This window comes from Nocardia sp. NPDC056564 (genome assembly GCF_042793755.1).
Lineage (GTDB): Bacteria > Actinomycetota > Actinomycetes > Mycobacteriales > Mycobacteriaceae > Nocardia.
Window position 1 is genome coordinate 1 of the sequence record NZ_JBHTUR010000022.1, and the last position, 12,895, is coordinate 12,895.

Genomic DNA, 12,895 nt, shown 5'->3' on the forward strand with positions numbered 1-12,895 from the left:
CGCCCGAACTGTCCGGTTCGGGCGGGCTCGGCGGCTCCGACCTGGCCGGACCGGCCGGTCTCGTACGCTGGAAAAGGTGACGGCTGACCTGGAGACGAGATCGACGCGGACAGGCTGGCGCGCCTTCCGGGCGCGCATTGCCGCGCGGCCTACGCTGAACTTCGCCTATCGGGTCGGGGTCGCGTTGGTCGGCACCGCGGTGCTCGCCGTCGGAATCGTCACGATTCCCTACCCCGGACCCGGCTGGGCGATCGTGTTCGCCGGACTCGGCATCCTGGCCACCGAATTCGCCTGGGCACAACGGGCACTCGGCTGGCTGCGGGATCGGTACCGGCAGGGTATGGCGTGGTATTCCGCACGGGGTACCGCCATGCGCGTGTTCGCGGCGGGCGCTACCTTTGCGCTGGTTGTCGCGACACTATGGGTATTGGGCACGTTCGGGATGGTCGGCAGCTGGATCGGAGTCGAGTGGCAATGGTTACGCAGTCCCCTGAAGTGGTGAACACGGTTCCCGGGCGCACGTTGACCCAGCCGGACTGGCTGGCGGCGCGGATCGCCGAGATGGGCCATTCCTGGGGGACCACCTCGCCGCGCATCGCGGGCACGCTGTGGTGGTGCATGGTCGCCTCCGCGCTGGTCGAGCAGATCGCGCGCGCGTACGCCCGCGGCGAGCGGGCGGTCGAGCCGGTGCTCGAGCATGTCGACTGCGAGGTCCGTCCCGACGGCGGGGTGGAACGCATCCACCTGCTGGCCGAACCCGACGAGGCCGTCGAGCCGGGCACGGCACTGCGGGAAACCCTTGCGGCCGTGATCGGTCCGGTCGCCGAGGTCTCCGGCGCGGGCGTGCCGTCGCTGTGGGCGATCGTCGCCGATGCGGTCGGCAACCGCGCCCTCGACGCCGGCTCCTCAGACGCGGGCGCCCGACTGGCGACCGAGATCGGCGGCAAACTCCCCACCCCCCGTTTCGTCGAGATCGGCGGCCGCACGTTCGTCAAACGCATCTCCTGCTGCCTCGTCTACGAGGTCCCCAACTGCGAAATGTGCACCAGCTGCCCGAAACGCCCATCCGCCGAACGCGAGGCCATGCTGGAAAAACTGGCTGCGGACACCTGACCGGCAACCGTAGATTCACTAGGCGACCACTGTTTTCGCATGGACTGACCACTGATTTCGCAAGCACATGGGTAACTCATCGGGTACCGGCTGACTTATCCACCACCCCACCGCCGGTCGCCAACGTCACTCCGCACGCACCTGAATCTGGCCTGAATACCCGGAGAGGCGGGCGAGCGTGCGCGTGCGGGTGGGCATGCCGATAGCATGGTCGCGCCGGGGCAGCCGCTGCCTCGGCCATGATCCGCGGGGAAATCCCCGCACCCGAGAAACTCCAAGGAGAGCACCGCCGTGACCACCTCAGCCCGCAAGAACCCTGCCGCCCTCGTCCGGGTGCCGGCCGGGACGACGGCGGGCGCCGCGGTGCGCGAGGCCGGGCTGCCGACCAAGGGCCCGGACACCATCGTCGTCGTGCGCGACGCCGAGGGGCTCAAGGATCTGTCCTGGACCCCGGACACCGACGTCGAGGTGGAGGCGGTCGCCGCCGACACCGAGGACGGCCGCAGCGTCATCCGGCATTCCGCCGCGCACGTGCTGGCCCAGGCGGTGCAGCAGGAGTTCCCGGAGGCCAAGCTCGGCATCGGCCCGCCGATCAAGGACGGCTTCTACTACGACTTCCAGGTGGACAAGCCGTTCACCCCGGAGGACCTGGCCAAGCTGGAATCCAGGATGAAGAAGATCGTCAAAGGCGCGCAGCGCTTTTCGCGCCGGGTGGTCGAGGTCGAGGAGGCCAGGGTCGAGCTGGCCAAGGAGCCGTTCAAGCTGGAGCTGATCGGCGACAAGTCCGGCATCGACGATCCGGAGGTCATGGAGGTCGGCGGCAAAGAGCTGACCATCTACGACAACCTGGATCCGCGCACCGGCGACCGGCTCTGGGGCGACCTGTGCCGCGGCCCGCACATCCCCACCACCAAGTTCATCCCCGCGTTCAAGCTGACCCGCAGTTCGGCCGCCTACTGGCGCGGCGATCAGAACCGCGAGGACCTGCAGCGCATCTACGGCACCGCCTGGGAGTCGCAGGAGGCGCTCGACGAGTACCTGCACCTGCTGGCCGAGGCCGAACGCCGCGACCACCGCAAGCTGGGTCTGGAACTGGACCTGTTCAGTTTCCCGGACGAGCTCGGCTCCGGTCTGCCGGTGTTCCACCCCAAGGGCGGCATCATCCGCAAGGAGATGGAGGAGTACTCCCGGCGCAGGCACGTGGCCGCGGGCTACGAGTTCGTCAACACCCCGCACATCACCAAGGGCCACCTGTTCGAGGTCTCCGGCCACCTGGACTGGTACCAGGACGGCATGTTCCCGGCCATGCACCTGGACGCGGAGCTGAACGAGGACGGCACCGTCCGCAAGCCCGGCCAGGACTACTACGTCAAGCCGATGAACTGCCCGATGCACAACCTGATCTTCCGGGCGCGCGGCCGGTCCTACCGGGAACTGCCGTTGCGCCTGTTCGAGTTCGGTTCGGTGTACCGCTACGAGAAGTCCGGCGTGGTGCACGGCCTGACCCGGGTGCGCGGCATGACCCAGGACGACGCGCACATCTACTGCACCAAAGAGCAGATGCACGCCGAACTGACCAGCACCCTGCACTTCGTGCTCGATCTGCTGAAGGACTACGGCCTCGACGACTTCTACCTGGAGCTGTCGACCAAGGACCCGGTCAAGTTCGTCGGCTCGGACGAGCTGTGGGAAGAGGCGACCGAGACCCTGTCCAAGGTGGCCTCCGCCTCCGGCCTCGAGCTGGTGCCGGATCCGGGCGGCGCCGCGTTCTACGGGCCGAAGATCTCCGTGCAGGTCAAGGACGCGCTCGGCCGCACCTGGCAGATGTCGACCATCCAGCTGGACTTCAACCTGCCGGAACGGTTCAACCTCGAATACACCGCCTCGGACGGCACCAAGCAGCGGCCGGTGATGATCCACCGGGCGCTGTTCGGCTCCATCGAGCGGTTCTTCGGCGTGCTCACCGAGCACTACGCCGGCGCCTTCCCCGCCTGGCTCTCGCCGGTCCAGGCGGTCGGCATCCCGGTCGCGGAAGCCTTTGCGCCGCACCTGGACCGGGTGATCGAGCTGCTGCACGACGCGGGCGTGCGGGCGCACGTGGACCGCAGCGACGACCGGATGCAGAAGAAGATCTTCAACAACACCGCGCAGAAGATTCCGTTCATGCTGCTGGCCGGCGAGCGGGACGTGAACGCCGACGCGGTGAGCTTCCGGTTCCGCGACGGCACCCAGGTGAACGGGGTGCCGGTCGCGGACGCGGTCGCCACCATTGTGGAATGGATCGCGAATCGGGAGAACGCTTCGCCGACCGCGGAGGGCTTCGAGATCAAGGGCGCGCAATGAGTGATCGCACGGCGGCGGACGGACTCTCCGAGCTGAACGACGCCGATCAGGGCAGCATCGTCGATCGTGGCGCGGGCGAACCCGATCGGCTGCAGCGGCTGTGGACGCCGTACCGGATGTCCTACATCGCGGAGGCGGCCGCGACCGATCCCGCGTCGACCGGGCATCCGTTCACCGACATTCCGAAGATGTCCGACGAGGACGGCCTGGTCATCGCCCGCGGTGAGCTGGTGTACGCGGTGCTGAACCTGTACCCGTACAACCCCGGCCACATGATGGTGGTGCCCTACCGCAAGGTGGCCAACCTCGAGGACCTCACGCCGGCCGAGGGCGCCGAGCTGATGGCGTTCACCCAGCAGGCGATCCGGGTGATGAAGCAGGTGTCGCGCCCGCACGGCTTCAACGTCGGCCTGAATCTCGGTGGCGTGGCCGGTGGTTCGCTCGCCGACCACCTGCACCAGCACATCGTCCCGCGCTGGGGCGGCGACGCGAACTTCATCACCGTGGTCGGTGGCGCGAAGGTCATGCCACAGCTGCTACGCGAGACGAGGGCGCTGCTGTCGGCAGCCTGGAAGGAAGTCGACTAGAAGTGCTGAGCTTCTTCGGCCGCGATACGTTTGCCAAAGCGACTGCGCCGCTGGGCAAAGCGCTGGTGAGCACCGGGCTCACGCCGGATGCGGTGACGGTCATCGGCACCACCGCGTCGATCGCCGCCGCGGTCACCCTGTTCCCGACCGGACATCTGTTCTGGGGGACCATGGTGATCTGGTTGTTCGTCATGTTCGACATGCTCGACGGCGCGATGGCCCGGGCGCGCGGCGGCGGCACGAAGTACGGCGCGGTGCTCGACGCCACCTGCGACCGGATGGCCGACGGGGCGATCTTCGGCGGATTGGCTTGGTGGGCGGTCTATCACGAGCAGCACAAGCCGTTGTTCGCGGCGACGCTGGTGGTGTTGGTGACCTCGCAGGTGATCTCGTATGCGAAGGCGCGGGCCGAGGCGAGCGGGTTGTCCGCCGACGGCGGGATCATCGAGCGGCCGGACCGGTTGATCATCGTGCTGGTCGGGGCCGGGTTCACCGGCATCGGCGGGTACTGGGGGCTGGACTGGCTGACCTACGCGGTGCATGTCGCGATGTGGGTTCTCGCGGTGCTCAGCATCATCACGGTGGGCCAGCGGGTGCTGGCGGTGCGTCGCTCGCCGGGCGCGCGTGACGTGATCCCGCTGGCCAAGCCCGCCGCACCCGAAAACCCTACGGCAGGAACGGCGAACGCGACGTGAGACCGCCATATCGTGGTGGTGTGGTGCGGGAAACGGGGCAATGGTCATGAGTATCGGGGAGCGGTGGAGCGACGCCGGTTACGCGGTGGGCTGGCGGCTGGTGCGGGCGCTGCCCGAGGCGACGGCGCGGCGGCTGTTCGATGCGGGCGCCGATCGGGTCGCGGGCAAGGCGAACCGCGCGTTCCGGGCCGGCGGCGAACCGAATCAGCTGCGGCGCAATCTCGCTCGGGTGCTCGGCGGTACGCCCGCGGACGTGCCCGACGAGCTGATCCAGGCGAGCGTCCGGTCCTACGCGCGGTACTGGCGCGAGGCGTTCCGGCTGCCGTCGATGGACCACGCGGCGATCGGTGAGCTTGCCCTGGAAGGGAAGTCGCACCTGGACGCCGCGCTGGCGGCCGGCCGGGGCGCGGTCCTGGTGCTGCCGCACTCGGGGAACTGGGACATGGCGGGGGTGTGGCTGGTGCAGAACCACGGCACCTTCGCGACCGTCGCCGAGCGGTTGAAGCCGGAGTCGCTGTACGAGCGGTTCGTCGCCTACCGGGAAAGTCTCGGCTTCGAGGTCGTGCCGCTGACCGGCGCGGATCAGCCGCCGTTCGTGCAGCTGGCGAAGCGATTGCGGGAGAACAAGGCGATCTGCCTGATGGGCGAGCGCGACCTGACCGGCCGGGGGGTGCCGGTCACCTTCTTCGGCGAACGCACCTGGCTGCCCGCCGGCGCGGCCAAGCTGGCCATCGAGACCGGGGCGCCGCTGCTGCCGGTGCACACCTGGTTCACCGCCGACGGAACCGAGGGCTGGGGGATGAAAGTCGAACCGCCCATTGATGTTTCGAGCGGGCTCGCGGCGGCCACGCAGGAGCTGGCGGACCGGTTCGCGGCCAATATCGCCGCGCATCCGGCGGATTGGCACATGCTGCAGCCGATGTGGGAAAGCGATCTGTCCGCGGAGCGGCTGGCCCGGATCGCCGCCGCGCAGCCCCACCGGCCGGAACCCGTCGCCACGGCGGGCCCGGATCCGCTCGACCCGACGGCCCAGTCGGACGGCGCCCCATGAAGATCGGCATGGTCTGTCCCTACTCGTTCGACGTCCCCGGCGGCGTGCAGGCCCACGTGGTCGAGCTGGCCAGGGTATTCATCGAACGCGGACACCGGGTGAGCGTGCTCGCGCCCGCCTCGGAGGACACACCGCTGCCCGATTTCGTGGTGTCGGCCGGTCGCGCGGTCGCGATTCCCTATAACGGCTCGGTGGCGCGGCTGTCGTTCGGACCCATGGCCTACACCAGGATTCGCCGCTGGATCGACGGCAACGACTTCGACGTGCTGCACATCCACGAGCCCAACGCGCCGAGCCTGTCGATGCTCGCGCTGAAGATCGCCGAGGGGCCGATCGTCGCCACCTTCCACACCTCGACCACGAAGTCGTTGGTGCTCAGTACATTTCAGGGCGTGCTGCGGCCCTATCACGAGAAGATCAGCGGCCGGATCGCGGTCTCCGAGCTGGCCAGGCGCTGGCAGGTGGAGGCGCTCGGGTCCGACGCGGTGGAGATTCCCAACGGGGTCGACGTGCCCGCGTTCGCCCGGGCGCCGATGCTGCCCGGGTATCCGCGCGCGGGTAAGACCGTGCTGTTCCTCGGCCGCTACGACGAGCCGCGCAAGGGAATGGACGTGCTGCTCGGCGCGCTGCCCGAGCTGGTGCGCAAGCATCCGCAGCTGGAGGTGCTCATCGTCGGGCGCGGCGACGAGGACCGGTTGCGGCGGGAGGCGGGCCCGCTCGCCGGGCATCTGCGCTTCCTCGGGCAGGTCTCGGACGCGGAGAAGGCCTCGGCGATGCGCAGCGCGGACGTGTACGTCGCGCCCAACCTCGGTGGCGAGAGCTTCGGCATCATCCTGATCGAGGCCATGGCGGCCGGAACCGCCGTGGTGGCAAGCGAATTGGACGCCTTCCGGCGAGTGCTGCGCGACGGCGCCGCGGGCGCCCTTGTGCCGGTGGGTGATCCGGCGGCGCTGGCCAGGGCCATCGACGAGGTGCTCACCGACGACAGCCGCCGGGCGGCGCTGGTGGACACCGCGACCCAGGTGGTCGGCGAGTACGACTGGCCGGTGGTGGCCGAGCAGATCCTGCGCGTCTACGAGACGGTGACCGTCGGCGACACCAGGGTGCGGGCCGCCGGATGATCACCTTCTCCGCCACCACGGTTCTCGTCCTCGGCCTGATCGCGGCGGTCATCGTCGCGATCGGGATCTGGGCCTACTCGACCGCCAACCGGCTCGACCGGCTGCACGTGCGGTCCGACCAGTCCTGGCAGGCATTGGACGCGGCGCTGGCCCGGCGGGCGGTGGTCGCCCGCTCGGTGGCGCTGGCGATCTCGGGCCCGGTGGCCGATCCCGCGCTGGCCGATCAGGGCAAAGTGCTTGCGCTGCTGGCAGATCGGGCCGAACGCGTGTCCAGGGCCGATCGGGAGACCGTGGAAAACCAGCTCTCCGGGGCGCTGTCGACGATCGACATCGAGAAGCTGCGCCCGCAGATGGTGGCCGAGCTGGCCGACGCGGAGGCGCGGGTGCTCATCGCGCGCCGCTTCCACAACGACGCCGTCCGCGACACCCTCGCGCTGCGCACCCGGCGCTCGGTGCGCATCCTGCACCTCGGCGGCACCGCGCCGCTGCCCACCTACTTCGAGATCACCGAGCGGGCCAATCCGGCCGCGTCCACCGGCCTCACCGTCGACACCACCCGCACCACCGCGCGCATCGTGCTGTTCGACGAGCAGGACCGCACGCTGCTCATGCGGGGCAACGACCCGAAGACGCCGGAGATCTCGTTCTGGTTCACCGTCGGCGGCGGGGTCGAGCCGGGGGAGTCGCTGCGCGACGCCGCCGTCCGCGAGCTGTACGAGGAGACCGGGCACCGGGCCGACCCGGACAGCCTGCGCGGGCCGATCTGGCGTCGCGTCGCGGTGTTTCCGTTCGACGGCGACCTGATCCGCTCCGAAGAGCTGTTCTTCGCCCTGCGCGTGCCCGCCTACGAACCCAAGGCCACCAACCTGACCATGATCGAACGCCGCTCGATCACCGGCAACAAATGGTGCACCGCCGACGACATCGTCCAGTTGGACCGCTCCGGCGAAACCGTGTACCCGTACAACCTCGATCAGCTCCTGCCCGAAGCCGCCGCGGCCGCGTCCGGGGTCGCCCATCCCGAGGTCCGCTCGATCCGCTGACGCGGCTGTGATGTGTTTCACGATCGTGCTACGGTCGCGACTGGATCGGCGCGGGCTGGGTAGTGCTTTTCGCAAGGCACGGGGATTTCGGTGCCGCGGCCCCACGCGTCGTGGGGGAAACGCTCGGTGTGCGGAGGTACGTAGTTCATGTCCTACCTGTTGTTCGATTTCCTGCTGCCGCTCATCGGTCCCGCCGCCGCCGAGTACTGGGCCCAGTTGCTGGTGGTCGGCCCGCTCTGAGCCGGCGCCGGAAGTTAGCGGGGACGGTGAAACCGCCCCGCCGCCCGGTGAATCCATTTCCGTGGCTCGGTCGAGCGGTCCAGTGCGGCCCGCCGACGGGCAGAGCCCCTGGTGGGTGACAAGGCCAGTCATCTCCGACTGGCTATCAAGTGGCCTGGGTGGCCCGCCTAGAATTGGGTCGATTCCATCCCTTGCGACCCCGATTGGCGCAGATGACCCAGGAGTTTGCCGTGACGACGCCCGAGACCACCCAGACCATCGGCACCGCCCGCGTGAAGCGCGGCATGGCCGAGATGCTGAAGGGCGGGGTGATCATGGACGTGGTCACCGCCGACCAGGCCAAGATCGCCGAAGACGCCGGCGCGGTCGCGGTGATGGCGCTGGAGCGGGTGCCCGCCGACATCCGCGCGCAGGGTGGCGTGTCCCGGATGAGTGACCCGGACATGATCGACGGCATCATCTCCGCCGTCTCCATCCCGGTCATGGCGAAGGCCCGCATCGGCCACTTCGTGGAGGCGCAGATCCTGCAGAGCCTCGGCGTCGACTACATCGACGAGTCCGAGGTGCTCACCCCCGCCGACTACGCCAACCACATCGAGAAGTGGAACTTCACCGTTCCCTTCGTCTGTGGCGCGACCAACCTCGGTGAGGCGCTGCGCCGAATCACCGAGGGCGCGGCCATGATTCGTTCGAAGGGCGAGGCGGGCACCGGCGACGTCTCCAACGCCACCACGCACATGCGCAAGATCCGCGGCGAGATCCGCCGGCTGTCCTCGCTGCCCGCCGACGAGCTGTTCGTCGCCGCCAAGGAACTCCAGGCGCCCTACGAGCTGGTCCGCGAGGTCGCCGAGACCGGCAAGCTGCCCGTCGTGCTGTTCACCGCGGGCGGCATCGCCACCCCCGCCGACGCCGCGATGATGATGCAGCTCGGTGCCGAGGGCGTTTTCGTCGGCTCCGGCATCTTCAAGTCGGGCAACCCGGCCGAGCGGGCCGCCGCGATCGTCAAGGCGACGACCTTCCACGACGACCCCGACGTGCTCGCGAAGGTTTCGCGGGGCCTTGGCGAGGCGATGGTCGGCATCAACGTCGAAGAACTGCCGGTCGATCACCGGCTGGCCGAGCGCGGTTGGTGATCTTCCACCAGGTGAGTTCGCACAGGCAGGGACTCCGCGGAGTCCCTGCCTGTTTGTCTATCGGGGTTTCAAGATCAGGGGGAATTGGAGCGGGCAGCGGCCGGGAAGGCACTGGCATCAGTTCCGGTGATCTTGAATCGGTTGGTGGCGGACAACCCATTGCGCCTCGTTGGGGATCAGCGGGAGTGTGGGTCCGGGTTGCGTTGTAGGGCAGTAGCGTCAGCGGGTATGGCGGGAATCGATGTGGGTGTCGGCTGCACGCGGCTGATCGAGGGGACGTAGTCGGTCGTGGAGTTGCGGCAGTTGCGGTATTTCGTGGTGCTGGCGGAGGAGTTGCATTTCCGGCGGGCGGCGGAGCGGCTGTTCATTTCCACGCCGACGCTCAGTCAGCAGATCCGGGTGCTGGAGCGGGAGCTGGGTGGGGCGCTGCTCAACCGGGATCCCCGGGTCGAACTAACGGCGGCGGGGGAGGTGTTGTTCCGGACCGGGCGCGAGGTGCTGCGGTCGGTCGACGCGGCGGTGCGGGAGACCAGGCGTGCGTCGGCCGCGGGTGCACCGGTGCTGCGGTTCGGGTTGCTGAACGGCGTACCCCCTTGGCTCCCTTCGCGCATCGAGGAATTGCTGCCGTCCGGCACCCGCATGGTGCTCGCCGGGGGAACCACCGCGGACCAGGTCCGGTTGCTCGATGACGACGAAGTCGATCTCGCGCTGGTCCGCGCTCCCGTCGCGCTGCCCGACCGGTTCGCCCAGCGGCCGATCGCACGCGACGAACTCGGCGTGCTGATGTCCGCGTCCCATCCGCTCGCCGATCACGCCGAGATCGACCCCGCCGACCTCACCGACCGCGAACTGATCCTGTTCGCCAGAGACTCCGCCCCGGGCCTGCACGACGAACTATTGCGCACCCTGCACGCCAGGGGCGCCCGAGTCCGGCTCAGCGACAGCGCCATGGGCCACGCCCAAATGCTGGCCGTCCTCCCGTCCCGCCCCGACACCATCGGCCTCAGCACCTCCCGCCCCGCCCACCACCCCGGCCTCACCTGGCGCCCGTTCCGCGGCGGCCCCATCCTGGTCACCTACGCCGCCCTCTGGCGCACCCCCATCCGAAACCCAGCCGTGCGCGCCCTGCTCGAGGCACTGGCCGCCGGCCCCGAGTGGCCAGCGACCGTCTGATCGAGATCTTGACTACGCTGCCCGCATGTTCACGATCGAGATCGCCCGCGAATTCACTGCGCGGCAAGGTCTTCCGTCGCCGGTACGGCGAGCTCGCGGGGCTGCGGTGTGGTCGCCCGGTGCGCCGTTCGAGGTCGAGTTGCGGGTCGGCTTCGGCTGCGAGGACGAGCAGGTCGGTGATCGAGGGTGGTTCATCGACACCGATGGGCTCGACCCGGTGATCGACGCGATCGTCGTCGAATTGTCGGCCGATTCGTGGACCGCGAGTTTCTCGTTCCGGCCGACTTTCGAGTTGGTGAGCAGATGGGTATTCGAACGGCTGGTGACTTCGGTTCCGCAGCTGTCCTACGTGCAGCTGACGAATCTCTCGCTGAGCGTGTCGACCCGGTACAGCGCTGATTGACCGGTCGGCCGGGCGGACTCTTCTCCGGACCTCACCGTCGTCTTACTGTTCTCACAATTGTGCTGGGTAGCTTGACGTTTCGATGCCTGTCGACCACTGCGCTGGTTGCTCGTGCCGCATCACCGTCGATGTATCAGCCGAACGTAAAGGACGAGCAGTTGAAGCTTCGTAAGACCGGACGCATGGCGATTGCCGGCTTGGCCGTGGTGGCCGCACTGGGCCTGACGGCCTGCGGTAGCGACGACAAGTCGGATACGCCGAAGCCTTCCCGCGCTTCGACCAGCACGACGGCCACCGCGAACACGCCCGCGCCGCCGACCGTCGACGAGTTGAACGCGCTGCTGCAGAAGGCGCTGGATCCGGCGGTGCCCAGCGCGGAGAAGCTGGACCTCGTGCAGGGCATCGAGGCCGACCCGGAGCTGCCCAACCGGCTCGCCGAGGCGTTCAAGCAGGCGAACGCCAAGGCCGAGATCACCGGAGTTTCGGTGTTCGGCGAATCCGTCAGTGCGCAAGGGAAATTCACCGTCAATGGCCAGGAGAACGTGGTCGACGTGCCGTTCGTCCTCGACGGCGGCAAGTGGAAGGTGCAGAAGTCTTGGGCCTGCGGCGCGCTCGCCAACCTCAATCAGCAGTCCCCGGCCTGCGCCGCCTGACCGCGCAGCTCGCCGACGAGGGGTGATCGAGGCGAGTCGGAAGGTCGCTCCGAGTAGCGGCCATTCGGCTCGCCTCGATTTCTGGGTCAGGGCGTTTGTGCGTCCGACCTGTGGTGTTAGGGCCGGGCTAACCCGAATTCGATAGTGCGACATGGACACTCGATCGGCGTGATGGTCGGGTGGAGGCATGACAGATAGCACTGCAGCGGCAGAACGAGTCGTCATCATCGGCGGAAGTTCCGGCATGGGCTTGGCGCTGGCCGCCGCGCTCGTGGCGGAGGGCGCGGAGGTCATCATCGCCAGTCGTTCCGCCGAGCGACTCGCGGACGCGGAACACGCGTTGCCCGAAGGACCGGGCAAGGTGCGTTCGCTCGTCACGGACATCACCGACGAGACCGATATCGAGCGCCTGTTCACCGAGGTGGGCCCGGTGGACCACGTGGTGACCACCGCGGTCGACGTCGATGGTGTGTATCAGCCCATCGCTTCGTTCGACGTAGACCTGGCACGAAAGACCTTGGCCGCCAAGCTGATCGGTCCTGCACTGCTCGCCAAACACGCGCGCATAATCCCCGGCGGCTCCCTCACCTTCACCTCCGGCATCGCCGCCTACCGTCCCAGCCCCGGCTCCTCGATCGTCGCCGCCGCCAACGGCGCCCTCGAATCCCTCGCCTACGCCCTGGCCGTCGAACTCGCCCCCATCCGCGTCAACGTCGTCTCCCCGGGCTGGATCGACACCCCGATCTGGGACACCATCGCCGGCCCCGCCAAAACCGAACGCCACCAACAACTCTCCGCCCGCCTCCCCGCAGGCCGCATCGGCCACCCCGCCGAAATAGCCCAGGCCATGCTCGCCCTGATGCACAACCCCTTCATCACCGGCACCGTCCTCCACGCCGACGGCGGCCACCGCCTCGTCTAGCCCCGAAGTCGCCACCACGGCGACAATCCCGAGCACCTGGGCATCCAGCCGCAGCCGTGCGAGCTCACCACCCGCAATCGGATCAATGGACCCACCTCCACATCCACCTGCCTCGCAACGGAATTCAGTCGCACTCGAGCAAGCCATGACGGCACCAAACCGCGTGTGCCCCCGGCGACGTCCCACCCAGCGCCAGAAGAACTCTGAACGGGACGTGGTGGCGGCGAAGTGCGAGTGGCTCCGCTGATGTGTCCCGTTCGATGGAGCGGTGGACGTCGATGGGGATATTGGTGGAGGGGGGTGAAATGTCCAGCGTCGGTGTGCCTTGCGTGAATGGTGACGTGCAACGGCAGAAGAATGGCTAGGGAGTCGCGAGCGGAGGCCGCCGTCGTGCCCCGCTCGGCGGTGGGGAGGCCCG

At 68.5% G+C, this 12,895-nt stretch carries 13 protein-coding genes; all 13 read left to right on the forward strand.

Going from position 1 to position 12,895, the window contains the following annotated elements; genetic code table 11:
- The first annotated feature begins 76 nt into the window (after positions 1-76).
- On the forward strand, positions 77-502 hold the full coding sequence (locus tag ACFQ9K_RS37115; protein ID WP_378720446.1) for a TIGR02611 family protein: 426 nt from the start codon (positions 77-79) through the stop codon (positions 500-502).
- Positions 499-1,113 (forward strand): (2Fe-2S)-binding protein, encoded by a 615-nt coding sequence (locus tag ACFQ9K_RS37120; protein ID WP_378720447.1) that lies wholly within the window; start codon positions 499-501, stop codon positions 1,111-1,113. Before ACFQ9K_RS37115 ends, ACFQ9K_RS37120 begins: the two co-directional genes overlap by 4 nt.
- Before the next feature lie 291 nt (positions 1,114-1,404).
- Entirely contained in the window at positions 1,405-3,456 is a 2,052-nt protein-coding gene (thrS, locus tag ACFQ9K_RS37125; protein WP_378720448.1) for a threonine--tRNA ligase, read from the forward strand.
- Positions 3,453-4,043 (forward strand): HIT family protein, encoded by a 591-nt coding sequence (locus tag ACFQ9K_RS37130; RefSeq protein WP_378720449.1) that lies wholly within the window; start codon positions 3,453-3,455, stop codon positions 4,041-4,043. The genes thrS and ACFQ9K_RS37130 overlap by 4 nt, the downstream gene beginning before the upstream one ends.
- 2 nt (positions 4,044-4,045) lie before the next feature.
- Positions 4,046-4,738, forward strand: a complete 693-nt coding sequence (pgsA, locus tag ACFQ9K_RS37135) for a phosphatidylinositol phosphate synthase (protein WP_378720450.1) — start codon at positions 4,046-4,048, stop codon at positions 4,736-4,738.
- Positions 4,739-4,784: 46 nt separating this feature from the next.
- The gene (locus ACFQ9K_RS37140; protein ID WP_378720451.1) at positions 4,785-5,789 is read left to right on the forward strand and encodes a phosphatidylinositol mannoside acyltransferase; all 1,005 of its coding nucleotides are present in this window, start codon (positions 4,785-4,787) and stop codon (positions 5,787-5,789) included.
- On the forward strand, positions 5,786-6,910 hold the full coding sequence (locus ACFQ9K_RS37145) for a glycosyltransferase family 4 protein (protein ID WP_378720452.1): 1,125 nt from the start codon (positions 5,786-5,788) through the stop codon (positions 6,908-6,910). The genes ACFQ9K_RS37140 and ACFQ9K_RS37145 overlap by 4 nt, the downstream gene beginning before the upstream one ends.
- Positions 6,910-7,953 (forward strand): NUDIX domain-containing protein, encoded by a 1,044-nt coding sequence (locus ACFQ9K_RS37150; RefSeq protein WP_378720482.1) that lies wholly within the window; start codon positions 6,910-6,912, stop codon positions 7,951-7,953. Before ACFQ9K_RS37145 ends, ACFQ9K_RS37150 begins: the two co-directional genes overlap by 1 nt.
- Before the next feature lie 470 nt (positions 7,954-8,423).
- Positions 8,424-9,326 (forward strand): pyridoxal 5'-phosphate synthase lyase subunit PdxS, encoded by a 903-nt coding sequence (gene pdxS, locus ACFQ9K_RS37155; protein ID WP_364721548.1) that lies wholly within the window; start codon positions 8,424-8,426, stop codon positions 9,324-9,326.
- A 288-nt stretch (positions 9,327-9,614) separates the two neighbouring features.
- Entirely contained in the window at positions 9,615-10,499 is an 885-nt protein-coding gene (locus tag ACFQ9K_RS37160) for a LysR family transcriptional regulator (RefSeq protein ID WP_378720454.1), read from the forward strand.
- A 25-nt stretch (positions 10,500-10,524) separates the two neighbouring features.
- Positions 10,525-10,902: a hypothetical protein gene (locus tag ACFQ9K_RS37165; RefSeq protein WP_378720455.1), complete on the forward strand. Its 378-nt coding sequence runs from the start codon at positions 10,525-10,527 to the stop codon at positions 10,900-10,902.
- Between the two features lie 158 nt (positions 10,903-11,060).
- Positions 11,061-11,555, forward strand: a complete 495-nt coding sequence (locus ACFQ9K_RS37170; protein WP_378720456.1) for a hypothetical protein — start codon at positions 11,061-11,063, stop codon at positions 11,553-11,555.
- Between the two features lie 187 nt (positions 11,556-11,742).
- The gene (locus tag ACFQ9K_RS37175) at positions 11,743-12,477 is read left to right on the forward strand and encodes an SDR family oxidoreductase (RefSeq protein WP_378720457.1); all 735 of its coding nucleotides are present in this window, start codon (positions 11,743-11,745) and stop codon (positions 12,475-12,477) included.
- Positions 12,478-12,895: the final 418 nt, after the last annotated feature.

What these genes read in the sequence shown, in the direction of transcription:
- ACFQ9K_RS37130 (WP_378720449.1), top strand. Translation starts at nt 3,453, where the DNA reads ATGAGTGATCGCACGGCGGCGGACGGACTCTCCGAGCTGAACGACGCC.
- ACFQ9K_RS37140 (WP_378720451.1), top strand. Translation starts at nt 4,785, where the DNA reads ATGAGTATCGGGGAGCGGTGGAGCGACGCCGGTTACGCGGTGGGCTGG.
- ACFQ9K_RS37145 (WP_378720452.1), top strand. Translation starts at nt 5,786, where the DNA reads ATGAAGATCGGCATGGTCTGTCCCTACTCGTTCGACGTCCCCGGCGGC.
- ACFQ9K_RS37165 (WP_378720455.1), top strand. Translation starts at nt 10,525, where the DNA reads ATGTTCACGATCGAGATCGCCCGCGAATTCACTGCGCGGCAAGGTCTT.
- ACFQ9K_RS37175 (WP_378720457.1), top strand. Translation starts at nt 11,743, where the DNA reads ATGACAGATAGCACTGCAGCGGCAGAACGAGTCGTCATCATCGGCGGA.